Origin of the sequence: Streptomyces sp. SUK 48, from assembly GCF_009650765.1 — a bacterium.
Classification (GTDB): Bacteria; Actinomycetota; Actinomycetes; order Streptomycetales; family Streptomycetaceae; genus Streptomyces.
Map to the genome: position 1 here is coordinate 4,383,928 of NZ_CP045740.1, position 25,973 is coordinate 4,409,900.

Here is a 25,973-nt window from a genome sequence, read left to right on the forward strand (position 1 = left end):
AGGAGCCGCCCATGCCCTCCTCCGTTCTCGCCCGCGCGCTGCGGGCCTACGTCCGCCACGCCCCCGGAACCGTGGGCAAGGCACGGCTCGTCGGCTGCTTCCTCGACGAGCACCTGCGAACCCATCCCGTCCACACCGCCGTCCGGCTGCGGTCCGGTGACGTGGTCACCGTCACCACCAGCGACGTCATCCAGCGCTACCAGTACCTGTTCGGCGAGTGGGAGCCGAACCTGAGCGCCTTCCTGCGCGACCGTCTCCAGCCCGGGGACACCTTCATCGACGTCGGAGCCCACCGCGGCGCGTTCAGCCTCCTCGCCTCCCGTGCAGTCGGCCCCCATGGCCGCGTCGTGGCCATCGAGCCCTCCCCGCAGTTCCACGACGACCTGAGTGCTGCGGCCACCGCCAACCACCGCACCAACATCCAAACTGTCCGTTCCGCCGCCTCCGACACCCCCGGCACGCTGACCCTCTACCTGGAGGACCCCGCCAACCTCGGCCACACCAGCGCCGTCCAGCCCCGTCATGTCCACGCGGCCTTCGAGGTGCCCACCGCACCTCTGATCGACCTGGTCAGCCAGGCCGAATTCGCCGCCACCCGGATCATCAAGATCGACGTCGAAGGTGCGGAAGCAGCAGCGATCCGAGGACTTCTGCCCGCGCTCCCACACCTCCGCGACGACGCGGAACTCGTTGTGGAAGTCACCCCCAGGCTCCTGGCCAAGCAGGGCGAGAAAGCGGCCGACGTCATCGACAGCCTGCGCGAGCATGGCTACCACGTCTACACGATCAACAACGACTACGACCCGGCTACCTACCCCCGGACCATGCGCCTACCGCAGCCGCCCGTCCGGTGCACCGAAACCCCGAAGGACTTGACCGACCTGGTCTTCTCCCGCACCGACGCCGATCACCTCACGCTCGGGCGCTGAGCTGAACCCGCACTCTCCGTGGGGTGGGGCCAGTCTGAGCCTCCTACCTAGACCGTTCGACATCTTCCGGCACGATGACAAGGAGTGGGCACTGATGAACGCCAGCGTCATGAACAGCCGCAACGCGGTCTGTGTGATCGTCCACGACAGCGCCGCCGACATGGTCGCCGCCGTGCTCTACGCCGCCCGCAACTGGTCTCCGCAGCCCGCCTGGACCCTACCCGGCGGCAAGGCCGAACCGGGCGAAGCCCTGGACGAGGCCGCCGCCCGCGAACTCAAGGAGGAGACCGGCCTGCTCGTCGACCCGGCCGGCCTGGTACTCGTTCACGTCATCCACGTAGAACAGGGCTGGGACCAGGCTGGGCAGTTCGTCCTCTTCGTCTTCGCCACCGACACGTGGACCGGTGAACTGACCAACACCGAGCCGGACAAGCACCTGACGGTCCAGTGGGTCACCGCGAACAGCATGCCCGAGCCCGCGTTCCCGACCACCACACAGGCCCTGGCCGCATACCGGGACGGAGGGCCCGCCTTCTCCCGCCACGGGTGGTCGGTCCCCGCGACTTAAAGAGCGGCCTCAAGGCCGGCTGTGCACGCAGGACCAGTTTCTGTGTGCGCCGGCCAACGGAGAACAATGCCCGTGCAGCGCGTGGTCTCCCGATTCGGGAGACCACGCGCTGCGCTTCTGTTCCCCGAGGGAACACCGGACCAGTTCCTTTAGGGAACACGGGGACGTCCAGTCTGGAAACGCTGACCGTGTCCACTGATTGGACATCGGCGCTGTTCCGATTCGGAACACGCCGCGTGTCCCTTTTCGGGACAAGCCCCGTTTCCCGACCCGGGACGCCGTGCGTGTTCAGAGACTGAGCGCAGCGTGGTTCAGGAACTGAACGGCCCTCGGCGGAGAGGCTCACCCTCGGTCGCTGGGCGGGCGGTGCGGTGGTGACTCGTTCTGGGGTTGGGTGTCAGCGCTTGCGGTGCACGGTGTCGGTGGGCCGCTGGATGGCGGGGGGTGTGGTGGTGAGTGGGGTGCGGGTGGTTGTCGCGTGGCGGGTGCGGGTGGTGGCTGCGCGGGTGCGGGCGGCGGTCTGTTGGGCGGTGGTGTGGCGGAGTCGCCAGGTGAGGACTTCGGCGGGGTGGTCGGCGCTGTCGAGTTCTCGTTGTTCGGCTGCGGCTGTGAGTGCGTGGCGAGGTGGGGTGCCGGCGGATTCGGCTTGGGCGAGGGTGGTGGCGAGGGCGGGCCAGGCCGGGTCGGTGAGGATGCGCTGGGCGTGGGCGGGTACGGCTGCCTGGACGACTGCGGCGAGGCGGCGGATCTCGTCCGGTCCGGGGGTGCGGTCGGTGAGGCGGGCGAGTTCGGGGCGGGCGGTGCGCTGGTAGGCGTTCTGCAGGTGGGCGAGGGCCTGCTGGGCGGCGGCGGCCTGCTGTTCGTGGCCGCGCTGCTGGTGCCAGTGGTCCAAAGCGATCAGCACGTAGACGGCGATGGCCAGTAGGGAGGCCACCGCGGAGCCGTCCTCGCCGCCCACGGCGCGTATCAGTTCTTTGCCTGCCTGTCGTAGGGCGTACGCGCTCTGGTGCTCTGCACGGATCGCTGAGCGGTTCGCACGGCCGAACGCGGCTGCTGCGGCATGTAGTTCTGCTCGCGCTGCCTTCGGGGCGGTGGCGGCGGTGTTGTGGAGCAGTTCGGCGAATGCCGCCGCCTGGGCCTGTACCCGCCGGTCGAACGCTTCCAGGTCCTGCCCGCCTTCTGGGCCGAGGAGGAAGGCGTGGGTGCTGCGCAGTTCGGATTCGGCGCGTCGCCACGCGTCGCTCTTCGTGCCCCGAGCACGGGCGCGGACGGTGGCCGTGACTGCAGTGTCGGTGGGGGCTGGGGCGAAGCGTTCACGCAGGCGGTTGAGGGACAGGTCGGGGGCGAGGCTGGAGCCGGCGTAGTAGACCGGTTCGTTCCTGGCGTCGGTGCCGCCGGGGGCGGCGAGGCTGTAGCCGGTGGTGTCACCGGTCTCGGGGCCGAGCCGTTTCTGGACCTTGATGCCCAGCGCGGTGAGTACCGCGAAGTACTCGTGTTCGTCACGCGCGGCTGCTGCTGCGGCGTAGGCGTGCTCGCGCAGCCACTGCCGGCTGGTCGTCTTGCGGCCCTGACGCTCGGCCTTGGCCACCTCGGCACCGGTGGGCGTCTTGGGTGCGGTGCCGTCACCGGACCTCAGCCGGCGCAGTCCGAGTTCGACTTCGATCTTGCGGCATTCGGCCTGGGCGCGCTGGCCGTCGCGTTTGTTGCGGGGACGGCGGCCGTCCTCGCGGACGCTGGTGGCCATGATGTGGATGTGGTCCTCGGCGTGGCGTACCGCGATCCACCGGCAGCCGGAGTCGTCGCCGTGCGGGGCGATCCCGGTGGCGTGGACGACGCGGCGCGCGACCTCGGCCCATTCGGCGTCGGTGAGGTAGCGGTCGCCGGGGGCTGTGCGGACGGGGCAGTGCCACACGTGCTGCGGCACGTTCTTCCCGGTGCGCTGTCGGCGCAGTTCGACAGGCTGGTCGAGGTAGCGGGCGAGTTCGGTGAGCGCGTCCTGGTGCTCTTCCAGCCGGACGCGGCCGGGATCGGTGATTCCGGGCATGGCGAAGGCGGCGACGATGTGCGGGTCGGTGTGCTCGTCGCGGCGTCCCGGTCCGAAAAGGTAGGAGAGCAGGCCGCGCGTGCGGTCCCCGGTGGAGACATCAGGCACCACGGCGGCCACCACCGTCCACAACCTGCTCCAGCGCGCGACGCGCCAGCCGCGCGGTCTCGTGCAGTTCGTCGAGGACCTGTTCGGCGCGGTCGGGGAGGTCGCCGGTGTGGATCGCGCGGACGATCTGGTTGAGGTTCGTACCGATCCGGTGGAACTCCCGCAGCAGCCTTCCGGACAGGACCATCAGGTCTTGCGTCGCCTGCGGGGAGGGCAGGGCGGGGATGGCGGCGGGGCGCTGGTCGGGCAGGTAGGCGTGGGCGAACGTGAGTGCCGCGTCCATCAGGTAGGCCGAGCGGGAGCGCTTCGCCTCGCGTGCGGCGCGGTCGATGAAGTCGCGCTCCGCCGGTTCCGCCGAGCACGTCAACTGCACGTTCCGTTTGATCCCGGAGCGGGGCCGGTACAGCACGTCGCTCAGCCGCCGCCGGCGCTCGGAGCCGGGAGCGGCGTCGGTGTCGGCAGGGGCGGGGATGTCGTAGGCGGCGATACCGCGGTGCGCGAACGCGTCAGCGGTGACGGTTGGTGCGAAGTGCGCGACAGCGTCGGCAGCGGTGGGCTGGTCTTGGTCCTGGTGGAGGTCGCGCTCGGCCTCCACCTTCCCCTGCTCCGAGCCCCGCTGGGCACGGGCCTGGTCCGCCCCCGCCGGGGCGGGTCCGAGCGCGAAGTCCGCATCGCCCCCGGCGATGTGGACTTCGCCCCAGCTCGCTCCGCTGTTGACGGTGGTGCTCTCCGTCGTGTCGCGACGGTGCGAGGGCGCAGTCTGCGGGAGCTGTGCGGGGTGCGTGCGGCGGCCTTTGCGGGAGAACGGGTTGCGGTTCATGGGCGGTGGGTGCTCCAGTGCTGGATCGGGCGCGCTATCGGCCGGGAGGTGACTGTGTTGCTGAGCGACGGTTCGGCCTAGTCGGACGTCTCGTGTGGTTGTGGGGAAGGAGTGCCGCCCGGAACCGGTCCGGGCAGCGCCGCGCCGCGACGGGTCATCCGATGGGGTGCGGGCGGGCTTCGGTTCCCTGGCGCACCAGTGCCATGGCTTCGGCGAGCCGATCGGTGCCGGCGCCGAGTCCGGCGTCGGTGACGGCCTTGCGGGCGCTGTCGCGGGTCAGTCCGGAATTCCCCGGGTGAGCGGTGCTGATGATGCTGGCCAGCTCGGCGATGGAGGCGATCGCGGGGCGTCCCCCAGGGCTCGTCTCCGGAGCCTGTCCGGAACTCTCGTGAGGGTTCGGGCCTGCGGGTTCACGCTCCTCTTCGGGCCCGTCGACGGTGCTGTCAGGAACGCTGTCGCGGCCTTGCCCGGAGCCGGAGCCGGGTGCGTCCGTCGAGGGCGAGGGCTCGGTTTCGGCGGCCCGGGTGGCGGTAGTCGGCTGCTGGGGCGGTGCCGTAGCGGGCCGGACTGCGACGGCGGTGTACGGAACTTCGGCGGCCAGCGTGCCCAGGGCTTGCGTACCGTCCTGAACTTCGGAAGGAGTTGCGGTCACCGGCGTCCGGGCGGCGGTGATCCCGCCGTAGCGGGTGATCAGAATGTGCAGGTGGGTCGCTCCGGCCAGGGCGAGCGGTGCGATGGCAGACAGCACGGTGACGGTGCCGTCGCCCAGGTGGAGTGTGACCGCGCCGGGCCGGTTCAGGTCGAGAGCGTGAAGCCCGTTGGCCCAGATGCTGGCGGCGGTCGCCGTGATGAACAGCGTCCACGCGTACAGCCGTGCGGGCATCGGCGCTTCGCGCAGGACGAGCAGGGCGCGGACGCCGTAGGCGATGAACCCGTCGATCACCACGGGGAAGAGGTAGGTCAGTTGGTGGCGGACGTGGACGGCGGTGGCCATCTGCCGCAGCGCGTCGTAGGAGAGCGCGCATCCGGCGATGCCGAGCAGGACGATGGCGAACCGGTCCCACCAGGTGGCGCGGTGGCGGCTGGTGGGCGTGGCAGGTATGGCGGTGTCGGGCATGGGTGTGGCCCCCTCGGGGTGCGGTTCTGGGTGGGGGTGAGTGGTGATCCGTCTTGGCCGTCTTGCCGTTGACGGTGCAGGTCAGGGGCGGGACGGCAGGCGTGCGGCACGGTGTCTCAGCGCCGTCCGGGACGCGTCCTGCCGTACGGCGTCGGCTCGGCGGCCGTGGTCGCACTAGTTGGCTCGACAGGAGTGCCGGTGCCGTCGGCTCGGGGCCCGGGACGGATGCCTATCCGTCTTGGGACACTGTGCCGTCTTGCCCGGATCGGCTTTGACCTGCGCTTATACGGCTGGGACGGCAGGGACGGCACGAGACGGATATGGACCGTGGCTGTCCTTCGGCGGCGTCCGTGCCCGTAGCGGGGTGACCGGCGCGGGTGCCGCCGTCGAGCGGTCGGCGGCGGCACCCACGCGGGTCAGTCGGTCCGCGCGTCTCTGGCGTCGTCAGGGCCGGTCTCGGGGTGGACGGACGGGCAGTAGCGCTTCCAGGCGTCGGCGAACTTCGCGCGGGTGTAGCCCTTGAGCTGGGTGCCGTCGGGCATGCGGACGTTGCCGGAGCGGATGCCGTACTCGCGCAGCAGCCCGGAGAGGGCGCGCGGGTTGAGCCCGCCGCGCCCGGCCTCAGCCCAGGGGGCTTCGGGGTCGGAGTTGAGGCGGTAGAGCAGGGCGTCGGTGGAGACGCTCTCGGGGTCGCCAGCGGAGGCGAAGGCGCGGCGGATGTCGGCGAGGATGCGGGCATTGGAGGGGTTGTCCTCCTCGGCCTGGACCTCGGCGGTGACCATCTGCGTGCATGCGGTGCGGGCGCGCTCGGGCCAGGTGCCGCCTGCGAGGTCGGCGACGATCACCAGAGGCTCCCAGGTGTCGGCCGCCCGGTCCTCGACGGGCATCCCCGGCTCCAGATGGAGGGCCTGCTGGCTCACCGAGGCGGCCCAGCGCGCGAGACGGGCCCGCAGTTCGTGCAGGCTGGGACTGTCGCGGCGGGTCCGGTACGGGCTCACCCGCTCGCCCTCTGCGCGGCGGCGCATCCGGATCACGACGGACCGGTCCATGATCGTGTCGGGCAGATCGCCGATACCGGCGAGCGCCGCCATGGCGAAGGTCGCGAAGGAGTGGGGTGTGTGCTCCTTGCCGACCACTCGCAGTACCGGTCGGCCGCGCTGATGCCCGGCGTTGAGCAGACCGCGCATCTCCTCGTTCTTCTCGGCGACCTTGGGGCTGCCGAAGATGGTGTCGGCTTCGTCCACGAGGAGGGTCGGCGGCTCGTCTGAGATCGAGCGGAAGATGGCCGCTGCCGTGGAGTTCACGGTGATGACGGGCTTGTGGACCGTCTCGGTGAGCAGGTCGAGCAGGCGGGACTTCCCGCACCGCTTCGCCGGGCCGACCACAGCCAGACGTGGGGCGTGCTGCCACACCTGCTGGAGGTGAGTGGCCGCGATCCACAGCACGGTTGCGTCCAGTGCCTGCTCGCACGGGAGGACCACGAAGCGGGCGAGGGCGGTGCGCAGCTCGTCCAGCAGCGCGGCGCCGTCCGGCTGCCCACGGTCCGGTGACGGGGTGCCGGTCGGAAGGGATGCCGCAGGGGCGGCGGGGGCGGTACTCTCGTTCACGGAGATCCTCACTCGGCGGCTCCGGGGGGCAACCCGGTCCGCCGTGGTCGACTGTCCTGGGATGGGCGGTGGCGAGGTTTCCTGCAGCCCCCGGTGTTCGTAGCGCCGGGGGTTTTCGCGTTCCTCGGGGCACCTAGGTGTTTCAACCTCGGTGCGGTTCGCTAGTAGATGCCCTCATGGCATAAGTGTGCACGAGCGCCCGCCCGTAGTCAACCTTCCAGTGAATCGATAATCCAACCCCTACGGGAATGCTCGCTGCTCAAGTCCATAGTGACGCGTGCCACATGCGGGGTTAATCTCTTGCGGGTTGGGGTATCCATGCTGGTAGGTTTTAAGGGTGGAGGTGTGGCGCCCTCCGTCGACCGAGAAAGAGGAGGGAGGTGAAAGAAGTGGAAGATGCCAAGCCGCAGCGCTGGGCTCCGCCCGAAGGGGAAGCCCTGGTGGCGCACAACCTGAAGGTCCTACGCATGACGGCCCGCCTGTCCCAGGAGGACATGGCGGAGCGCATGCGCCGCCTGGGCTTCAAGATGCACCAGACCCAGATCGCCAAGATCGAGAACGGTGGTCGGAGCATCAGCCTCAACGAGGCCCTGGGCTTCGCCAAGGCTCTCGGCGTCCCTGCTGATCACTTCCTGCTCGAAGCCGTCGCGGGCCTCGACGATCCTCACTGGGAGCTGCAGGAAGCGGCCTTCGACATTCAGAAGGCCGAACAGGAGCACCGGGTCGCCCAAGATCTCGCCGTTGCCGCGAAGAACAGACTTGAGGCGGCCGAGGCCCGGTACGACGAGATCGCCGACCGCCTCGGCATCGAGCCAGACCCGGGGAGCCTCTCGTTCTATCCGGCTCCGAACTCGCCCGGCGATCCGCTCCGCAGCGGTTCCGCCGACGACGAGTAACCGCTCGGCGGATATCTCCTCAGGCGCCTGAATGGGCTCTTCGAAGCCCATCCACCGCCATCCCTCGGTGCTACGAACACCGGGGTTCACCAGCGCGGACACCGATCCAAGCCCACCGCCCATCCCGGACAGTCCAGCGGTCACGTTGCCCCGTGACCACCGAAAGGCGATCCCGCATGCCCACCACCCTGCCCCCGCTCACCCGCATCGCCGACGCCCTCGGCGTCCCCGAGCAGCGGCTCCGCACTCTGGTGCTGGAACACACGGCACCCACCCCTGACGCGACCCTCGCCGCGCTCACCGTCGAGGAGGCCGCCCGCCGCCTCGGCGTCGGCCGCACCACCATGTACGCGCTCATCGCCTCCGGCGAGGTCCAGTCCGTCCGCATCGGCCGCCTGCGCCGAGTGTCTGCCGATGCCCTGGCCGTCTACCTCGCCGACTGCTCCCAGGCTCCCGCCCCGACCGTCGCCCTCGCGGCCTGAAGGGGGCGGACATGGCCAACTCCCGCCAGCCCAACGGCGCCTCCTCGATCTTCCTCGGCAGGGACGGCAAGTGGCACGGCTACGTGACCGTCGGCGTCAAGGACGACGGCAAACCCGACCGGCGCCACGTCAAGCGCAAGACCCGTGCCGACGCCACCAAGGCGGTCCGCGAACTGGAACGCAAGCGCGACTCCGGCACCGTCGGCAAGGCCGGGCAGACCTGGACCGTCACGACCTGGCTGACCCACTGGGTCGAGAACATCGCCGCACCACACGTGGGCGAGAACACCATCGACGGCTACCGCGTCGCCGTCTACCACCACCTCATCCCCGGCCTCGGCGCACACCGCCTCCCCAAGCTGGAGCCCGAGCACCTGGAGCGCTTCTACGCCAAGATGCAGAAGGCCGGCAGCGCCGCCGGTACCGCGCACCAGGTCCACCGCACCGTGCGCACGGCCCTCAACGAGGCGGTGCGCCGAGGTCACCTCACCGTCAACCCCGCCTCCGTCGCCAAGGCGCCACGCCTGGAGGAGGAAGAGGTCGAGCCCTACACGGTTGAGGAGGTGCAGAAGCTCCTCGACCTGGCCAACAAGAGCCGACACCCCGCGCGCTGGGTCATATCCCTGGCACTCGGACTGCGTCAGGGCGAGGTCCTCGGGCTCAAGTGGACGGACGTCGACTTCGAGCTGCGGGTCATGACGGTCCAGCGCAATCGACTGCGACCTCGGTACGAGCACGGCTGCGGCAACCGCTGCGGGCGCAAGCCCGGCTACTGCCCCCAGAAGGTCAACATCCGACGCGAGACCAAGGACACCAAGTCCCGCGCCGGACGTCGGCCCATCGGCATCCCCGAACCGCTGGTGCGGCTGCTGCTCCAGCACCGGCGAGAGCAGGAGCGGGACCGCCGACTGGCCGGCGACCTCTGGACGGAGAAGGGGTACGTCTTCGCCTCCCCGACCGGCGAGCCCCTCAACCCGAACACCGACCACCACGAGTGGAAGGACCTCCTGAAGGCGGCGGGTCTGCGCACAGGCCGTCTCCACGACGCCCGTCACACGGCGGCGACCGTGCTGCTGATTCTCGGTGTTCCGGACACGGTCGTTGACGCGATCATGGGCTGGGAACCCGGCAAGTCCGCCCGGATGCGCCGCCGCTACCAGCACCTCACCAACCGGGTGCTCACGGACACGGCCGACAAGATCAGCGGCCTGCTCTGGCCGCTGCCCGAGGTACCGCCCGTCGTCTGAGCGCCGCACACTTCACCAGCGGGGCTGTCGGCTCGAATGCGTCTGCATTCGGGCCGACTTGGGTCGGCTCCCTACGAGTCCTCCTTCTAGGTGGGAGGCTATTCGGGGCTGCCTTCGTCTGTAGTGGTCTCGTCGTCAATCAGCCCGTAGGGGGGTCGGTCCTCGTTGCGGCTGTACCGGACCACGACGTTCTCTTCCACGAGCATGGGCGGACTGTTGTCGACGATGATCACCTGGGCACCGGCCCCCTGTTCAGCCAGCCAGCTGCTCAGGTGGCGGTAGAAGTCGTCGATGGCGATCGCGTCTGCGATTACCGCATCCCGGGTGGCGCCGTGGCCCAGGTTCTTCTGTGGGCTGTCGATCATGAGGAAGCCGGGGTGGGCTGCCGATGTTTCGACGGCGACCTCGAAGACGGCCAGCTGCCAGGCCAGGGTCAGGAGTGTTCGGGCGCCGGATGATGCCTCGCGGTAGGAGTCGCCGCGTACGTTAGGAACCAGGTTCGTGTCGATCATCGGCTGGCTGAGTTTCGGGTAGCGCCACTGCCGCAGGAGGTCGCTGTACCGGCCGCTGATTCGGCCGACCATCAGGTCCCGGTCCTGTGCGGCATCTCCCAGCCGGTCGCGTTCCTCCCGCAGACGTTCGATCTGTGCCTCATGCCGCTCCACGAGCGCGGCGCGCTTCTCCAGGCCAGCCTGAAGCTTCGTCGCGTTCTCGGCGTGCTGTAGATGACGGAGGACTTCCTCGCGCCGGCGCTGGAGGTTGTCGCGAGCGGCGAGGAACGGGGTGACGGTGGGCGAAGTGGCCTCGTCGACCGCGGCCGCGGCACGTTCTTCGTCGATGGAGGCGTCTTCTGCCTGGAGCTTCAACGTGGCGAGCGAGCTGTCCAGGCCCTCGATGTAGGCAGTGATCTCCTTCAAACGGGCCTTGGTGGCCCTGACCTCGGCTGCGACGTCCAGCCGCCCTTCATCCGACGAGTGCTCAGCTGTGGCGGTGCCGAGCGTCAGGTGACCGTCGCCGTGGGGCAGCTCGTGGCTGCAAAGACTGCACGAGCCGTTTTCCACCGACGGGGGAGCGGGCAGTCGGTTCAGGCACGCCGGGCAGTTGGTGACGCTGAGGGGGTCGAACAGGCGCTGCGCTTCGGCCAGCATATTGAGCTTGACGAGGTCGTCCGCGTACTGCGCCCGCAGCGGCATCATCCGGGTGAGTTGCGTCTCGCAGTCACGTACCACGCCGGCGGCTTGCCGGGCGCGCTGGGCAGCTTGCTGGTGCTCGCGGCGCAGACGCCCGGCGAAGGCGGTGCCGGCTTGCGCTGCCTCGTCGAGGACCCGTAGTTGCTCGGTCAGCTCCCGCAGCTCGCCTTCGTATTGCTCAGCGATCAGCGCGCCGACCGTGGGAACGTCCTGCTCGTCGACGAACGCCCGTGCCGCGGCGAGTTCGGAGCGTGCCTGGGTGAGTCGGGCACCCAGTTCTTTGATGCGTTGCCCAAGCTCGACGGCGCGGTCGTCGTGAACGCCGAAGACGACGTCGACCACCTGCTTCAGCTTGTGCTTCTTCATGTACTCGTTCTCGAACAGGAAGTTCTTGGAGGCGACGCGCTCGTTGGGCAGAAACGCGAGGTTCATGAGGTCGCGGATGCTCAGGGGGTCGGTCCGGGACTCACGACTGGAGGGGGCCTCCCGCAGCTGGACGCCTTCGAGCTTGCAATGCCCCAGCAGCAGAGCGGAGAGGCTCTCGGGTGCTCCCGCCGGCTCGATGGTCCTGCTCTCAGGCTTGGAGAGCGGCGGGCTGTCCAGCGTCCCCCGGCGTACGTAGGCGACCTTCGACGGTTCCCCGACGGGCCGCTCGATGACGTGCGGTTCGCCGGACAGCTCGACTTCCAGAAGGCAGGAACGGACCTTCCGCAGCACCTCAGGATGCCGTGGATGACGCTTCCCGCCGAGGCCGTAGGCGATGAACTCCAACACCGCGGTCTTGCCCGAGCTGAATGCCCCGGCTACCACGGACAGGTCCCGCACCCGCTGGTCCTGCGTGAAATCGACGTCATAGTTCCGGCTGACGCCAGCAAGGCGCAGGCGCCGGATCCGGATGCCAGGCAGAGGCTGCATGGTGGTCATCCCTCCCAGGGCATGTCAGGTGCCTGCGGTCCCGGACCCAGCACGCTGAGGAGCGCGGCACCGGGACCGCCCTCGCCATCCGGCCTCAGCCACCGTGCGGTCTGTTCCCGCAGCGCCTTGTCGCTGAGCTTGCGGAGGCTACGCACGACGATGGACGCCGCAGTGGTGAACGACGCGGCGTAGGTGGCGGTGAAGCGAGCCCCGAGTTCCCGACCGCGGTTGCTGATCGAATAGGCGAAGGCGCCGTTGCGGTTGTGAACCTCGCAACACCCGTAAGCCACGAGCAGCCCGAGATCGTGCTGGATGCGCTCGCGTCGACTGGTGAAGCGCTGCGAGGAGGACGCGTACGAGAGCACCTGCGGATCGAACCCGGCCAGCCTGAGCATATTGCCCTCCCGGCCGTCGGAATTGACGACTAGGAAGGGATTCGCAGACAGGAAGTCGTAATAGCCGATGCGCTCCAGGCTCGCCCCCTTCGCGTCCTGTCCGGCGACAGCGTCGAGAAGAAGCAGCAGCTGCGCCAGCCGGAAGGTCACCTCGTCCTCCGGCATCATCACCGGCCGGTGTGCTTCCACAGCGAACTCCTCGTAGGTCTGACAGGACAGGTGACGGCGGTCAGCCGTCGGGGTGCTCGGCGGCGATCTGCCGCCAGTGTTTGACCCAGCCCGCCTTGCGGTTGTCCACGAGCCGGTGGACCAGCCCCCAGCTGTGCACCAGCTCCAGGCGGAGCGACTTCGGCAATTTGTCGTGCTCGTTGCGTACATCCCGCCAGACACGGGTGTGGAGAACTCGAAGCGCGTCCTCAGCCGCGCATTCATTGAACTGCATCTCCCATAGCCCGTGGAGCGTCGCATCGGCAGAACTGAGCGCCGCCACCTCAGCCGGAACATCCTTGTGCGCGATCTCGCGAGCCACCAGATCGGCATTGAAGAACTGCCTCTTGGCCGAGTCCAGCTCCACGTGGCCGGCCTCTGTCATCTGCCGAATGAACAAGGCGGAGCCAAGGGCAGCTGCCTTGTCGTCCTCGACCTCGAGTACCAGCCGAAGCTGCTCCACGGGGGCCGGGGCGGAGGCGGCCTGAGCGTACGTCTCGTAGAAGCCGCGACGCACGTCGTCGCCTTCGGGGCTAAGAAGCTTCTTCCGGAGGGCGGTCTCGTCCCAGAGCTGGATGACGAGGCCGAGTTCCTTCTCCCTCGCCTTCGTCCACGTGTCCCACCATGCCGTCATGGGGCCGTCCATGCTGGAAGGGATGCACAGAATCCAGCTGGCGATGGTGTGGCCGTTCTTGACGGCTGCCTTCAGCACGTTGTCGAGCGAGTCTGTGACCTGCTGTACGTGCTTCTTGGTGGTGACCGGCATGAAGTACTTGGACTGCCACACTGTGATCGCTCCGCCGAGGTTTCCGGCGAAGGCGTCGATACCCCAGTCGCCCGGGTTCGCAGCGACGGACCGTACGTTTGGGGTCGTTGCGGCGGCAAGCTGAGCGATCATCGTTTCGAAGTCGTCGCGGGCTCCGCCGAGGCTTCCCCCGCGGACTGCGTGCACGTCGAAGCTGATTGGCTGGACACCCGTCGGCACGGCTATCGAGTCAGGCACAGCCCACCCCCCTGCGCCGGTGGCTGCACACAGGATGTTCCCCGTGCGTCACACGCCGTATCGGTGGAGCCTATCCAACGGCCACTCGTCTGATCAAGAAGCGGAACGCCCCGGCATCTCAAGTACGGTCCCCTGCGCAGCACGGCAATCGCGCGAAACCTGCGGGCCACGGTTCAGGCGTGCAGGTCGTCTTGGCGAGAGGGCTGCAGCCCTCTCCCGCAGGGGGCCGTCGCGGCCTGATCGCGGCAACTGCAACCCAAACTGCAACCCTCAACGTCGAAGGGCCCCACTGCGAGCAGTGGGGCCCTTCGACATCGTGCCCGGTGAGGCACTGGCGGAGGATACGAGATTCGAACTCGTGAGGGGTTGCCCCCAACACGCTTTCCAAGCGTGCGCCCTAGGCCACTAGGCGAATCCTCCGGTCGGAACATTACATGACCGAGGAGGGTGCTCGCGAACTCGTTCCCGCCGGCCCGGATCGGGTACTCTCTGCGTAGCCCCTCACGCGGCGCTATCTGACTGAACTCCCCCAGGGCCGGAAGGCAGCAAGGGTAGGTCGGCTCTGGCGGGTGCGTGGGGGGCGTCTGCGTTGGCGGGGGCTTCGACGGGACCGGTTGTCAGCGGTCGCCTATAACCTCGTAAGCGTGTCGTCTCTCGCGCTGTACCGCCGCTACCGTCCCGAGACCTTTGCCGAGGTCATCGGGCAGGAGCATGTCACCGACCCGTTGCAGCAGGCGCTGCGCAACAACCGGGTCAATCACGCGTACCTGTTCAGCGGGCCGCGTGGCTGCGGGAAGACCACCAGCGCGCGCATCCTCGCCCGCTGCCTCAACTGCGAGCAGGGCCCCACGCCCACCCCGTGCGGCACGTGCCAGTCCTGCCAGGACCTCGCGCGCAACGGACCGGGCTCGATCGACGTCATCGAGATCGACGCCGCCTCCCACGGTGGCGTGGACGACGCCCGAGAACTGCGCGAGAAGGCGTTCTTCGGCCCGGCGGGCAGCCGGTACAAGATCTACATCATCGACGAGGCCCACATGGTCACGTCGGCCGGCTTCAACGCCCTGCTGAAGGTCGTCGAGGAGCCGCCCGAGCACCTCAAGTTCATCTTCGCCACGACCGAGCCCGAGAAGGTCATCGGCACCATCCGCTCGCGGACCCACCACTACCCGTTCCGGCTGGTGCCGCCCGGCACCCTGCGGGACTACCTCGGCGAGGTGTGCCAGAAGGAGGACATCCCCGTCGACGACGGTGTGCTCCCCCTCGTCGTGCGCGCGGGCGCCGGATCCGTCCGTGACTCCATGTCCGTCATGGACCAGCTCCTCGCCGGCGCGGGCGCGGACGGTGTGACGTACGCCATGGCCACCGCCCTCCTCGGCTACACCGACGGCTCCCTCCTCGACTCCGTGGTCGAGGCATTCGCCACCGGTGACGGCGCGGCCGCCTTCGAGGTCGTCGACCACATCATCGAGGGCGGCAACGACCCCCGCCGCTTCGTCGCCGACCTGCTCGAACGCCTCCGTGACCTGGTGATCCTCGCCGCCGTGCCGGACGCCGTCGACAAGGGGCTCATCGACGCCCCCGCCGACGTCCTGGAGCGCATGCAGGCCCAGGCGTCCACCTTCGGCGCGGCCGAGCTGAGCCGCGCCGCCGACCTCGTCAACGAGGGGCTCACGGAGATGCGCGGCGCCACCTCGCCCCGCCTCCAGCTCGAACTCATCTGCGCCCGCGTCCTGCTCCCCGCCGCGTACGGCGACGAGCGCTCCCTCATGGCCCGCCTCGACCGCATCGAGCGCGGCGTCAACTTCAGCGCGGGCGCCGGCGCCCCCGCCATGGGCTACGTCCCCGGCCCCGAGGCCCACGGCGGCGCCCCGGCCGCGATGGTCCCGCCCGGCGGCGGCCCGGCGGCGGCGCGGGCGGCGGTGCGGGGGGTGCCGGGGGGAGCGGTTCCCGGGTCCGGCCCGGGTGCCGGTGGTGCGTCCGGCGCGTCCGACTTCGGTGGTGCGGCTCCGGCTGCCCCCACGCCCGCCCCCGCTGCCGCGCCCGCGCCTGCTCCCGCCCCCGAGCCCGCCGCTCCGGTGGCGCCCGCTCCCGCGTCGGCCCTGGCTCCCGCTCCCGCCGAGCAGCCGGCCCCGGCCGCGCAGGCTCCCGCCTCCGCCGCGCCCGGCGCGTGGCCCACGGCCGCTCCCGCCGGTGGCGGACGGCGCCCCGGTGGCTGGCCCACGGCCGCGGCTCCCGGCGCTCCGCAGCAGCAGGCTCCCCCGGCCGCCCCCCAGCCGTCGGCCCAGCAGGCCCCCGCCGCCGTGCCCTCGGCCCCCCAGCCTCCCGCGGCCGCCCCCGCCGGCGGTCTCGACCCCCGCATGCTCTGGCCGAACATCCTGGAGGCCGTCAAGAACCGCCGGCGCTTCACCTGGATCCTGCTCAGCCAGAACGCCCAGGTCACCGGCTTCGACGGCACCACCCTCCAGCTCGGCTTCGTGAACGCCGGGGCGCGTGACAACTTCGCGAGCAGCGGCAGCGAGGACGTGCTGCGAGCCGCGCTGGCCGAGCAGTTCAACGTGCAGTGGAAGATCGAGTCGCTGATCGACCCGTCCGGCGGCGGCTCCGCGCCCCCGGCTCCGGGCGGCGGCTCCTCCGGCTTCGGCGGCGGCTCGGGTGCCCCCGGCGGCGGTTACGGCGGTGGCGGCGCGCCCGCCGGCAGCGGCTACGGCTCCACGCCCGCGCCCCGCCCGAGCGGCCCCTCCCAGTCCGCCCCGCAGCCCTCCGGCCCCGCGTCGGGCGGCCCGACCCCGCCCGCGTCCGGCCCGGCCACGCCCCGCCCGGCCGCTCCCGAGCCGCCCCCTGTCTCCATCGAGGACGACATCCCCGAGGACGACGATCCCGACCTGGACGAGTCCGCCCTCTCCGGCCACGACCTGATCATGCGCGAACTGGGCGCCACGGTGGTGGAGGAATTCACCAACGAGTGAGGAACGAAGGGACCGAGGCCCCCGGCAACTTGCATCCGACGCCCTCGGCAACCCCCTGAGGGACGCGAGGGACTGCGCGATCAGCCACGACGGCCCCGCGCCCGACGACGGCCCGCACGCCCCCGCCCGCAATCAGGCAGCACCGAGAATCCGAGGCCCCCGGCGACCCCCGAGGGGCGCGGGGAACTGCGCACCTGCCCCCACGGTCCCGCACTCGTACGACGGCCCTGAGCCACCCGTGACCGCCGCCCCATGCCCCTTGCAGCCGATGCCCTCGGCAACCCCCTGAGGGGCGCGGGGAACTGCGCGATCAGCCATCACGGACCCGCACCCGTGTCCGCACTCGCACCCGCGCCGGAACACGGACGGTCCACCCCCGCCCGCGCCCACCCCGGCCCCCTTGTAGGAACGTACGGCTTCCCCGCCCCCCGGACTTCGGCGGCCTTGCCATTAGGCTGACCCCGTGAACGTCCTCGTCATCGGCAGCGGCGCCCGCGAACACGCCCTGTGCCGCTCCCTGTCCCTCGATCCCGACGTCACCGCGCTGCACTGCGCCCCCGGCAACGCCGGCATCGCCGAGGTCGCCGAGCTGCACCAGGTCGACGCGCTCGACGGTGCCGCGGTGACCGCGCTGGCGCAGCGGCTCGGTGCCGAGCTGGTCGTCGTCGGCCCGGAGGCGCCCCTGGTCGCCGGTGTCGCCGACGCCGTGCGCGCCGCGGGCATCCCGGTGTTCGGCCCGTCCGGCGAGGCCGCCCGGCTGGAGGGGTCCAAGGCGTTCGCCAAGGACGTCATGGCCTCGGCCGGGGTGCCGACCGCCCGCTCGTACGTCTGCGCCACCGCCGACGAGGTCGCCGAGGCCCTCGACGCCTTCGGTGCCCCCTACGTCGTCAAGGACGACGGACTCGCCGCCGGCAAGGGCGTCGTCGTCACCTCCGACCTGGCCGCCGCCCAGGCGCACGCCGCCGCCTGCGAGCGCGTCGTGATCGAGGAGTTCCTCGACGGCCCCGAGGTGTCCCTGTTCGCGGTGACCGACGGCGAGACCGTCGTACCGCTCCAGCCCGCCCAGGACTTCAAGCGCGCCCTGGACGGCGACGAGGGCCCCAACACCGGTGGCATGGGCGCCTATTCGCCGCTGCCGTGGGCCGATCCGAAGCTGGTCGACGAGGTGCTGCACTCGGTGCTCCAGCCGACGGTGGACGAACTGCGCCGCCGCGGCGCCCCGTTCTCCGGGCTGCTCTACGCCGGTCTGGCGATCACCGGCCGGGGCGTGCGGGTCATCGAGTTCAACGCCCGCTTCGGCGACCCCGAGACCCAGGTCGTGCTGGCCCGGCTGCGGACCCCGCTGGCCGGGCTGCTGATGGCCGCCGCCACCGGCAACCTCGCCGACCTGCCGCCGCTGCGCTGGAGCGAGGACGCGGCCGTCACCGTCGTCGTCGCCTCGCACAACTACCCCGGCACCCCGCGCACCGGCGACCCGATCACCGGTCTGGCCGAGGTGGCCGCCGAGGACGCCCCGGACGCCTATGTGCTGCACGCGGGCACCCGGCAGGACGGCGACGCGGTCGTCAGCGCGGGCGGCCGCGTGCTGTCGGTCACCGCCACCGGCGAGGACCTGACCGAGGCGCGCGAGCGGGCGTACCGGGCGGTGGGCCGGATCGGGCTCGACGGCGGGCAGCACCGTACGGACATCGCGGCGAAGGCGGCCGCCGACGCGCGCTGAGCGCCCTCCCGACGCCTCCCGGCTCCCGTTTCACCCCCCCAGGCCCCGGATCCGCAATCCGGGGCCTGATCTTTGCTGTCTGTCACCCAGCTCTGACCAAAGCCATTCCATCGAGTGAGCAATCGCCCATACGGCTGACGTGGGCCGGGGCCGCAACTAGGGTGCCGCGCAGGCGTTCCGGCGCTTGGCACACCGGCATTGCGCACGCGGCTCATCGGCACTGCGCACTTGGCCCACCGGCATTGCGTTGTCAGTGACGGGTGCCACAGTGGGGGAGTGAGCAGCACCAGGACAGGGCGGCATCGGCAGGGGAGGGGGTGAGCGGCAGGTGACCGGAATCGGTGTGGAAGCGGGCGCGCAGGCCGCGCGTTCCCGGGCCCTCGCGGTGTTGCGGGTCCGGGGCCGGGCCCTGGGCGTGGCCGTGCTGCCCGCGGCGGCCGAGGTGATCCTGCTGGCCGGCGCGGCCACGGGCCACCTGGTCGGCCCCGGCTGGGACGCCGCCCGCTGGGCCGTGGGCGCCCTCGCGGTCCTCGTCCTGCTGGCCACCGCCGGCATCGCCCTGGTCGTCGCCCGGGCCCGCCCCGCCATGACGCCCACGGTGCCGGTCGCCGAGGAGTCCGCCCCCGACCTGTACCGGATGGTGCGCGACCTCGCCGAGCGGCTGGAGGTCCCGGCGCCCTCCGCCATAGCCCTCACCCCGGACTGCGACAGCTGGCTGGAGGACCGTACACACGCGGCGCACGGCCCGCCCGCCCGGCCCGGTCCCGGCGAGGCGGACATACCGGGCGAGGGGCGCCGCCCCCGCCGGGCCCCCGTCGCGCCGGTCCTCGTCATCGGCTCCCCGTTCCTGTGGTGGATGCGGGTCGGCGAGCTGCGCGCCGTCATCGCCCCGGTCGTCGCCGGTACGGGCCCCTCGGCACAGCCCGACATAGCCGCCGCCCGGCGCTTCGTGCGCGGCCTGGACGCCACCCTGGCCGTGGCCGCCACGCCGCGGCGGGGCCCGCTGGCCCGCGGGGCGTGCGCGCTTCTCGGCCGGGTGGCCCGGCTGCTGCTTGGCGCCTGCCGCGAGCACGCCGCGCAGATGGAGCGCGGGGTCGCCGCGGCGGCCGCCGAGCGGGCGCAGACGGTGGACTACGGGCTGCGGATCGTCGCCCAGGAGCAGGTCGGGCTCGCGTACGCGGGCTGGGACCGGCTGCTGACCCGGGTGGCGCTGCCCGCCTGGCGGATGGGCCGCTGGCCCTCCCGCCTCGACGCGGGCGTGGTGGCCGCGCTCACCGAGCTGTCCCGGCGCGACCGGCTGGCCGAGGGCTTCACCTCCCGCCTCGGCGAGCGGCCCGCCTGCGATCTGCTGGAGGAGCCCGGCAGCGTGGACGAGGCCACCTCGCTGCTCGCCGCGCGCCTCTTCCACGGCGGCCCGGCCGGACCCCGCGCCGACTGGGCGCCGGTGGACTGGCAGTCGTACCCGGAGGAGGTCGTGGACCGCACCTGGCGCGCCGACGCGGCCCGGCTGCACCGCGTCCTGGACTCCCTCGGCACCCGCCCGGCCCGGCACACCGGAGCCCCCACCCTGGCCCGGATCCTCGACCACCTCACCGAGCCCACGGACCCGGACCCCGTTCCCGGGCCCGCGGACCCCGCGGACGATGCCACCGGGCACAACGAGCGCGAGGCCACCGGCGACCCCGGCGGACCGGCGCGGACCGCGCCCGGCACCGCCCTCGTCCCCGCGCACACCGGCGCGGACGCCTTCCCGGACCACCCGGCGACCGCCGAGGACCGCGGGGCCGACGAGCACGACGAGCACGACGAAGACGGCGAGGACGAGGACCCCGGCACCGAACGCAGCGCCCTCCTCGCCGCCGGCCTCAGCGCCGAGGTGGCCCGGGAGGAGAACGCCGTACCGCGCGGCGCCACCGCCGCCGGACAGAGCCCGCCCTGCACCCTGTGGGACGGCGGCGCGCTGCCGCTGGTCCCCCTCCAGCCCCCGCGTACCGCCCGCGAACTGCTGACCGATCACGTCACGGCGATGGTGTGCTGCGCCGCCGTGGACACCGCGGGCGCGGTCCCGGCCCTGGACTGGCTGGACGGCCCGTCCCTGCTGCTGCACGGCGAGCGCGCGGCCGACCTGACGCCCCGGGTGCTGAGCCTGATCGAGGAGGGCGACCCGGGCCCGCTGCGCGACTGGCTGGCCGCCGCGGGGATACGCCCCGAGAAGCCGATACGCCTCGTCTGACCGCCGGGGCACCTCGCCCAACGGGAGCCTCCGCTTCCACTTCAGGTCAATTCGCAACGAATAGTGACCGAGCCCGTGCGTTATGTGATGTGCTGGAACACATCACGCACCTGGCAAAGGCATGCGACATACGACAGCAGGGCCGAGCACCGCGAGCACCGCCCGCCTACAGGCTTCGGGGGGCTCGGGGAGGGGAGCGACCATGGCCTCGGACCACATCCGCCGCTGGGAGTCCGGAGCGATCGCGCACGCCGTCACCGATCCCTTCGGCCTGGGCCCGGTGCCCTGGCTGCGCGGCAGCGAGACCTACTTCGACGACACCGGCCACGTGGTGCCCTGGTACGTCGACGCCGTGCCGCAGCAGCACACCCGGGGCGACACGCGCATCCCCGCGCCGCGCACCTCCCCCGGCGGCCCCCGCTCGGCCGACGACGTGCACCGCCAGATCAAGGGCTTCACCGCCACCGGCGCGGTCGCGCCCGGCGAGGCGATCGACTTCCATGTCACGGTCGACCCGCCGCAGGAGTTCTCCGTCGACATCTACCGGATCGGCCACTACGCGGGCGACGGCGCCGCCAAGATCACCACCAGCCCCCGGCTGTCCGGCATCGTGCAGTCCCCGCCGCTGACCGCCGACCGCACCGTCTCCTGCCACCACTGGTGGCTGTCCTGGCGCCTCCAGGTGCCCTCGCACTGGAGCGTCGGCGCCTATGTGGCCGTGCTGACCACCGCCGACGGCTACCGCTCCCATGTGCCGTTCACGGTCCGCGACGACCGCCCGGCCGATCTGCTCCTGCTGCTGCCCGACGTGACGTGGCAGGCGTACAACCTGTACCCGGAGGACGGGCACACCGGTGCCAGCCTCTACCACGCCTGGGACGAACAGGGCGCGCTGCTCGGCGAGGCCGACGCGGCGACCACGGTCTCCTTCGACCGGCCGTACGCGGGCGCGGGCCTGCCGCTGCACGTCGGACACGCCTACGACGTCATCCGCTGGGCCGAGCGCTACGGCTACGACCTCGCCTACGCCGACGCCCGCGACCTGCACGCCGGCCGGGTGGACCCCACCCGCTACCGGGGCCTGATCTTCCCCGGGCACGACGAGTACTGGACGCTGCCGATGCGCCGCGCCGCCGAGCGGGCCCGCGACCACGGCACCTCGCTGGTCTTCCTGTCCGCCAACACCATGTACTGGCAGGTCGAGTTGGGGGCCTCGCCGTCCGGGGCGCCGGACCGGCTGCTGACCTGCCGCAAGCGCAAGGGCCCCGGCAAGCCGGTGCTGTGGCGGGAGGTCGACCGCCCCGAACAGGAGCTGATCGGCATCCAGTACGCGGGCCGGGTGCCCGAACCGCGCCCGCTGATCGTGCGCAACGCCGGCCACTGGCTCTGGGAGGCCACCGGGGCGCACGAGGGTGACGAGATCCCGGGCCTGGTCGCGGGCGAGGCGGACCGGTACTTCCCGCGCACCGCGCTGCCCGCGCACGACGAGCGCATCCTGCTCGCGCACTCCCCCTACACCGACACCGGCGGCGCCCTGCGCCACCAGGAGACCTCCCTGTACCGGGCCCCGTCCGGCGCCTGGGTGTTCGCCTCCGGCACCTTCGCCTGGTCCCCGGCCCTGGACCGCCCCGGCCATGTGGACCCCCGTATCCAGCGGGCCACGGCCAACCTTCTGGACCGCATCTGCAAACGCGACTGAGCCGCTCCCCGGTCCCGGGCGACCCCTGGCCGAAAGCGGCCTCCCGCATAAGGGAGAATCGAGGCAGTTGGACAGAACCACGGGGAGGAACCGTGTCCGGATTCGTAGAAAAGCCCGAGCCGATCCAGGTTCCGGGCCTGGTGCACCTGCACACCGGAAAGGTGCGGGACCTGTACCGGAACGAGGCGGGCGACCTCGTGATGGTCGCCAGCGACCGCATGTCGGCCTACGACTGGGTGCTCCCCACGGAGATCCCCGACAAGGGCCGCGTCCTCACCCGGCTCTCCCTGTGGTGGTTCGACCAGCTGCGCGACCTCGCCCCGAACCATGTGATCTCCGAGGAGCTGCCCGCCGGCGCCCCCGCCGACTGGGCGGGCCGGACTCTGGTCTGCACGTCGCTGAAGATGGTCCCGGTCGAGTGCGTGGCCCGCGGCTACCTCACCGGCTCGGGTCTCGCGGAGTACGAGGAGTCCCGGACCGTGTGCGGCCTCGCGCTGCCCGAGGGCCTCGTCGACGGCTCCGAGCTGCCCGCCCCGATCTTCACCCCGGCCACCAAGGCCGAGGTCGGCGAGCACGACGAGAACGTCTCGTACGAGGAGGTCGCCCGTCAGGTCGGCGCCGAGACCGCAGCCCAGCTGCGCCAGGCCACCCTCGCCGTCTACTCCCGGGCCCGCGACATCGCCCGCGAGCGGGGCATCGTGCTCGCGGACACCAAGTTCGAGTTCGGCTTCGACGGGGACACGCTCGTCCTCGCCGACGAGGTGCTCACCCCGGACTCGTCCCGCTTCTGGCCGGCCGACCAGTGGCAGCCGGGCCGGGCGCAGCCGTCGTACGACAAGCAGTTCGTGCGCGACTGGCTGACCTCCGCGGAGTCCGGCTGGGACCGTCGCAGCGAGCAGCCCCCGCCGCCGCTGCCGCAGCGGGTCGTGGACGCCACCCGCGCCAAGTACCTGGAGGCGTACGAGCGTCTGACCGGCACCAGATGGTCCTAGGCACACGAAGAAGACCCCGGTCCGATGGACCGGGGTCTTTCTCTGGAGCGGACGACGAGGCTCGAACTCGCGACCTCAACCTTGGCAAGGTTGCGCTCTACCAACTGAGCTACGTCCGCAGTGCGCCGTGGCGCGAGAGCTACTATACCCAACCTCGCTCGCGGGCGAGACGCACCGCCGCATGCCGGTTCTCGGCGCCCAGCTTGGTGACGGCCGAGGAGAGGTAGTTGCGCACGGTCCCGGGGGACAGCGCGGCCCGCTCGGCGATCTCCGCGACCGGCGCCCCGTCGGCGGCCAGCTCCAGCACCTCCGCCTCCCGCGCGGTCAGCGGCGAGTCCCCGGCGGAGATCGCGTCGGCGGCCAATTCCGGGTCCACATAACGGTTTCCGGCGTGCACGGTCCGGATGATCTCGGCGAGCCGCCGGGCGCTGACGGTCTTCGGCACGAACCCGCGCACCCCCGCCGCGAGGGCCCGCTTCAGATGCCCGGGCCGCCCGTGCCCGGTGACGATCAGCACCTGGCAGCCGGGCAGTTCGGCGCGCAGCGATGTGGCGACCTTCACACCGTCCGCGCCCGGCATCTGGAGGTCCAGCACCGCCACATCGGGGGTGTGCGCCCGCGCCATCGCCAGCGCCTCGGGCCCGGTGGCCGCCTCGGCGACCACCAGCAGATCGTCCTCGAGGGAGAGCAGGGCGGCCAGCGCGCCCCGGATCAGATGCTCGTCGTCGGCGAGCAGCAGCCGTACCGGATCACTCATGACGTGAGGTCACTCGCTTCCCGCGCCGTTCGCGGCGCCCCGTCCGGCAAGGGCACCTCGGCCACCAGCCGGAACCCGTCCTCACCCGCGGCATCGGCCGCCAGTGTCCCGCCCACCGCCGCGAGACGCTCCCGCAGCCCGGCGAGCCCCGATCCGCCGCTCGTGGGCGTCGCGGCGGCCCGCACCCCGTCGTTCTCCACCGTCAGCACCACCACTCCCTCCCGTACCGCCAGCCCCACCGCACACCGCCGCGCGTCCCCGTGCCGCAGCACATTGGTGGTGGCCTCCCGCACCACCCAGCCGAGCGCCGACTGCACCTCGGCGGGCAGCCCGCCCGGCTCCGCGCGCACCTCGCAGCCGATTCCGGCCGCCTCCAACACGCCTTGCGCGCCCGCGAGTTCGGTACGCAGATCGGCCTCCCGGTAGCCGCGTACGACGGCCCGCACCTCCCGCTGCGACTCCTGCGCGATCCGCTGCACCTCGATCATCTGCTCCACCGCCTCCGGCCGCCCCCGCCGGGCCAGTTGGACGGCCAGTTCGCTCTTGAGGGAGATCACGGAGAGGTTCCGCCCGAGGACGTCGTGCAGATCGCGCCCGAACCGCAGCCGCTCCTCGGCCACCGCGAGCCGCGCCTGGATCTCCCGGCCGCGCTCGGCCTCCCAGAGCACCGCGAGGGTCCAGGCACCGCAGCGGGCGGCCAGCAGGGTGAAGCCGGTGGCGAACGTGACGGCCAGCGCGGTCGCCACCGCACCGAGGCCGCTGGGACGGGCGAGCAGCAGGACGACCACGAGCAGCGCGGTCAGGGCGGCGGACCGGCGCAGGAACACCGCCATGGGGACGGTGAGCGCGTAGGTCATCCCGAAGGACACCAGCACCGCGCTGAGCATCATCCGGCTGGTGGGCCCGTTCATCCTGCCGAGCGCGACGAGGGTCACGAGCAGGGCCAGGGCCAGGGCGAGCAGCAGGGCCGCGCCGCGGTGGGCGCGCGCGGGCAGGTCGGACCGGCCGAGGTAGTGGTCGAGCGCGGGGCGCGTGAGCCGGGAGGCGACCAGGCACTGGAGCAGGCCGACGGCGATCAGCAGGCCGCCGAGCGCGAGGGCTCCGGGGTGCCGGTGGAGGCCGACCGTGATCGGGGGCAGCATCCAGCTCAGCGGGAACAACCAGAGGGTGGCCTTCCAGGTGACCACGCTCTGGAATTCGACCCGCTCCGCCTTGCTCCGCTCGCCCCAGTACCGCCGCTGCCAGCCCCGCATCCGCCCCAGCACGCGCCGCACCCCCGTCCTCAGCGCCGCGGTTCCCAGCGGAACCACCGTCGTACAGCAAACACCGCCACCACGGTCCAGGCCAGTGCGGTGGCCAGGGCGGCCAGGGCCCCCGGGCCGCTCGACCGTCCGGTCCAGCCCGCTTCGACGAGCCGGATCGCCGGGGACAGCGGGAGCAGCGCGCAGAGGGACGCGATCCGGTCGGGCAGGGCCGCGGCGGGGATGGTGATCCCGGAGCCGAGCATGGACACGAGGAGCAGGGGCAGCGCGGTCACCTGGGCGCTCTCGGTGGTCCTGGTGAAGGACGCGGTGACGGCGGCGAGCGCGGCGCTCACCACGAGGCCGGACAGCAGCCCCGGCAGGATCAGCCAGGGTGCCTTCGGCGGTCCGGTGTGCAGCAGCAGGGCGCAGCCGACGGACAGCACCAGGACCTGGGCGAGGCCGAGCCCGACGGCGGGCAGGGCGGTGCCGGTGAGGATCTCGGCGTCGGAGAGCTCGCCGGTGCGCAGCCGCTTGAGGACGAGTTCCTCGCGGCGGGCGACGAACGCGCCGACCAGCGCGGTGTAGACGGCGAAGAGGAAGGAGAAGCCGATGGCGGCCGTCAGCATCGCGATGCCGACGTTCACCCCGTGCGCCTTCACATCGAGCCGGTCGTACGCCCCGCGCACGGTGAACGGCAGCGCGAGCGGTACCAGCAGCGCGGTGACCACGGCCCCCCGGTTCCGCCCGAGCAGCGCCAGCTCGGCCCGCCCGAGCGCCGCCAACCGCCGCCGGGCCGCCGGCCGTACGACTCCGCTCATGCCGCTTCCTCCC

Annotated in this window: 20 protein-coding genes, 2 tRNA genes and 1 other RNA gene; 11 read left to right on the forward strand and 12 right to left on the reverse strand. The window is 71.7% G+C overall.

The features are described 5' to 3' along the window. The first annotated feature begins 11 nt into the window (after nt 1-11). Together GHR20_RS19025 and GHR20_RS19030 are read left to right on the forward strand one after the other, a co-directional pair. Nucleotides 12-929, forward strand: coding sequence for an FkbM family methyltransferase (locus GHR20_RS19025; protein WP_100575780.1), 918 nt, complete (start codon nt 12-14; stop codon nt 927-929). A gap of 94 nt (nt 930-1,023) precedes the next feature. Next, complete coding sequence (locus tag GHR20_RS19030) at nt 1,024-1,497, forward strand: NUDIX hydrolase (RefSeq protein WP_234376277.1); 474 nt, start codon at nt 1,024-1,026, stop codon at nt 1,495-1,497. A gap of 397 nt (nt 1,498-1,894) precedes the next feature. Here the strand turns inward: GHR20_RS19030 and GHR20_RS19035 are convergent, their stop codons facing one another. From GHR20_RS19035 to GHR20_RS19050, 4 genes are all read right to left on the reverse strand, one after another. Then, entirely contained in the window at nt 1,895-3,652 is a 1,758-nt protein-coding gene (locus tag GHR20_RS19035; RefSeq protein ID WP_153813864.1) for a mobilization protein, read from the reverse strand. Then, the gene (gene mobC, locus GHR20_RS19040; protein ID WP_153813865.1) at nt 3,642-4,469 is read right to left on the reverse strand and encodes a plasmid mobilization relaxosome protein MobC; all 828 of its coding nucleotides are present in this window, start codon (nt 4,467-4,469) and stop codon (nt 3,642-3,644) included. The genes GHR20_RS19035 and mobC overlap by 11 nt, the downstream gene beginning before the upstream one ends. A gap of 154 nt (nt 4,470-4,623) precedes the next feature. After that, nucleotides 4,624-5,586: a DUF2637 domain-containing protein gene (locus GHR20_RS19045; protein ID WP_153813866.1), complete on the reverse strand. Its 963-nt coding sequence runs from the start codon at nt 5,584-5,586 to the stop codon at nt 4,624-4,626. A 416-nt stretch (nt 5,587-6,002) separates the two neighbouring features. Then, nucleotides 6,003-7,103: a DUF3631 domain-containing protein gene (locus tag GHR20_RS19050; RefSeq protein WP_234376287.1), complete on the reverse strand. Its 1,101-nt coding sequence runs from the start codon at nt 7,101-7,103 to the stop codon at nt 6,003-6,005. Between the two features lie 470 nt (nt 7,104-7,573). On the opposite strand from GHR20_RS19050, the gene GHR20_RS19055 reads away from it, so the two are divergent. From GHR20_RS19055 to GHR20_RS19065, 3 genes are all read left to right on the forward strand, one after another. Then, nucleotides 7,574-8,089 carry a helix-turn-helix transcriptional regulator gene (locus GHR20_RS19055; RefSeq protein ID WP_153813868.1) on the forward strand — a complete coding sequence of 172 codons (516 nt, stop codon included), beginning with the start codon at nt 7,574-7,576 and terminating at the stop codon, nt 8,087-8,089. A gap of 176 nt (nt 8,090-8,265) precedes the next feature. After that, on the forward strand, nt 8,266-8,571 hold the full coding sequence (locus tag GHR20_RS19060; RefSeq protein ID WP_153813869.1) for a helix-turn-helix domain-containing protein: 306 nt from the start codon (nt 8,266-8,268) through the stop codon (nt 8,569-8,571). Nucleotides 8,572-8,582: 11 nt separating this feature from the next. Beyond that, nucleotides 8,583-9,818, forward strand: a complete 1,236-nt coding sequence (locus GHR20_RS19065; protein ID WP_153813870.1) for a tyrosine-type recombinase/integrase — start codon at nt 8,583-8,585, stop codon at nt 9,816-9,818. Between the two features lie 98 nt (nt 9,819-9,916). Here GHR20_RS19065 and GHR20_RS19070 read toward each other — a convergent pair whose 3' ends face one another. The 4 genes from GHR20_RS19070 to GHR20_RS19085 form a co-directional block, all read right to left on the reverse strand. Beyond that, nucleotides 9,917-11,932 (reverse strand): DNA recombination protein RecN, encoded by a 2,016-nt coding sequence (locus tag GHR20_RS19070; RefSeq protein ID WP_153813871.1) that lies wholly within the window; start codon nt 11,930-11,932, stop codon nt 9,917-9,919. Continuing rightward, nucleotides 11,929-12,507 carry an ABC-three component system middle component 2 gene (locus tag GHR20_RS19075; RefSeq protein ID WP_100575788.1) on the reverse strand — a complete coding sequence of 193 codons (579 nt, stop codon included), beginning with the start codon at nt 12,505-12,507 and terminating at the stop codon, nt 11,929-11,931. Before GHR20_RS19075 ends, GHR20_RS19070 begins: the two co-directional genes overlap by 4 nt. Before the next feature lie 40 nt (nt 12,508-12,547). Further along, nucleotides 12,548-13,528: a serine/threonine protein kinase gene (locus GHR20_RS19080; protein WP_234376278.1), complete on the reverse strand. Its 981-nt coding sequence runs from the start codon at nt 13,526-13,528 to the stop codon at nt 12,548-12,550. A 332-nt stretch (nt 13,529-13,860) separates the two neighbouring features. Continuing rightward, a tRNA-Ser gene (locus tag GHR20_RS19085) sits at nt 13,861-13,948 on the reverse strand. 72 nt (nt 13,949-14,020) lie between these two features. Between GHR20_RS19085 and ffs the strand changes: the two genes are divergently transcribed. The 6 genes from ffs to GHR20_RS19115 all read left to right on the forward strand — a co-directional run bounded on the left by ffs (nt 14,021) and on the right by GHR20_RS19115 (nt 23,141). Further along, nucleotides 14,021-14,117: signal recognition particle sRNA small type (gene ffs, locus GHR20_RS19090), an RNA gene on the forward strand. A 55-nt stretch (nt 14,118-14,172) separates the two neighbouring features. Next, nucleotides 14,173-16,497, forward strand: a complete 2,325-nt coding sequence (locus tag GHR20_RS19095) for a DNA polymerase III subunit gamma and tau (protein WP_153813872.1) — start codon at nt 14,173-14,175, stop codon at nt 16,495-16,497. Between the two features lie 463 nt (nt 16,498-16,960). Continuing rightward, on the forward strand, nt 16,961-18,217 hold the full coding sequence (purD, locus tag GHR20_RS19100) for a phosphoribosylamine--glycine ligase (RefSeq protein WP_153813873.1): 1,257 nt from the start codon (nt 16,961-16,963) through the stop codon (nt 18,215-18,217). Nucleotides 18,218-18,545: 328 nt separating this feature from the next. Continuing rightward, entirely contained in the window at nt 18,546-20,450 is a 1,905-nt protein-coding gene (locus GHR20_RS19105) for a hypothetical protein (RefSeq protein WP_153813874.1), read from the forward strand. A gap of 202 nt (nt 20,451-20,652) precedes the next feature. Continuing rightward, nucleotides 20,653-22,149, forward strand: coding sequence for a N,N-dimethylformamidase beta subunit family domain-containing protein (locus GHR20_RS19110; protein WP_148024434.1), 1,497 nt, complete (start codon nt 20,653-20,655; stop codon nt 22,147-22,149). Nucleotides 22,150-22,241: 92 nt separating this feature from the next. Further along, complete coding sequence (locus tag GHR20_RS19115; protein WP_153813875.1) at nt 22,242-23,141, forward strand: phosphoribosylaminoimidazolesuccinocarboxamide synthase; 900 nt, start codon at nt 22,242-22,244, stop codon at nt 23,139-23,141. Nucleotides 23,142-23,184: 43 nt separating this feature from the next. Here the strand turns inward: GHR20_RS19115 and GHR20_RS19120 are convergent. The 4 genes from GHR20_RS19120 to GHR20_RS19135 all read right to left on the reverse strand — a co-directional run bounded on the left by GHR20_RS19120 (nt 23,185) and on the right by GHR20_RS19135 (nt 25,960). Further along, nucleotides 23,185-23,260 (reverse strand) — tRNA-Gly (locus GHR20_RS19120). 23 nt (nt 23,261-23,283) lie between these two features. Then, nucleotides 23,284-23,898: a response regulator transcription factor gene (locus GHR20_RS19125; RefSeq protein WP_153813876.1), complete on the reverse strand. Its 615-nt coding sequence runs from the start codon at nt 23,896-23,898 to the stop codon at nt 23,284-23,286. Beyond that, on the reverse strand, nt 23,895-25,208 hold the full coding sequence (locus tag GHR20_RS19130; RefSeq protein ID WP_343336012.1) for a sensor histidine kinase: 1,314 nt from the start codon (nt 25,206-25,208) through the stop codon (nt 23,895-23,897). The genes GHR20_RS19125 and GHR20_RS19130 overlap by 4 nt, the downstream gene beginning before the upstream one ends. Beyond that, nucleotides 25,181-25,960, reverse strand: coding sequence for an ABC transporter permease (locus tag GHR20_RS19135; protein ID WP_153813877.1), 780 nt, complete (start codon nt 25,958-25,960; stop codon nt 25,181-25,183). Before GHR20_RS19135 ends, GHR20_RS19130 begins: the two co-directional genes overlap by 28 nt. Nucleotides 25,961-25,973: the final 13 nt, after the last annotated feature.

Bases quoted from the DNA above. Each gene is read 5' to 3' on its own strand.
- GHR20_RS19060 (WP_153813869.1), top strand. From the start codon at position 8,266: ATGCCCACCACCCTGCCCCCGCTCACCCGCATCGCCGACGCCCTCGGC.
- GHR20_RS19065 (WP_153813870.1), top strand. From the start codon at position 8,583: ATGGCCAACTCCCGCCAGCCCAACGGCGCCTCCTCGATCTTCCTCGGC.
- GHR20_RS19110 (WP_148024434.1), top strand. From the start codon at position 20,653: ATGGCCTCGGACCACATCCGCCGCTGGGAGTCCGGAGCGATCGCGCAC.
- GHR20_RS19135 (WP_153813877.1), bottom strand. From the start codon at position 25,960: ATGAGCGGAGTCGTACGGCCGGCGGCCCGGCGGCGGTTGGCGGCGCTC.
- GHR20_RS19045 (WP_153813866.1), bottom strand. From the start codon at position 5,586: ATGCCCGACACCGCCATACCTGCCACGCCCACCAGCCGCCACCGCGCC.
- GHR20_RS19125 (WP_153813876.1), bottom strand. From the start codon at position 23,898: ATGAGTGATCCGGTACGGCTGCTGCTCGCCGACGACGAGCATCTGATC.
- GHR20_RS19070 (WP_153813871.1), bottom strand. From the start codon at position 11,932: ATGACCACCATGCAGCCTCTGCCTGGCATCCGGATCCGGCGCCTGCGC.
- GHR20_RS19030 (WP_234376277.1), top strand. From the start codon at position 1,024: ATGAACGCCAGCGTCATGAACAGCCGCAACGCGGTCTGTGTGATCGTC.
- mobC (WP_153813865.1), bottom strand. From the start codon at position 4,469: ATGAACCGCAACCCGTTCTCCCGCAAAGGCCGCCGCACGCACCCCGCA.
- GHR20_RS19025 (WP_100575780.1), top strand. From the start codon at position 12: ATGCCCTCCTCCGTTCTCGCCCGCGCGCTGCGGGCCTACGTCCGCCAC.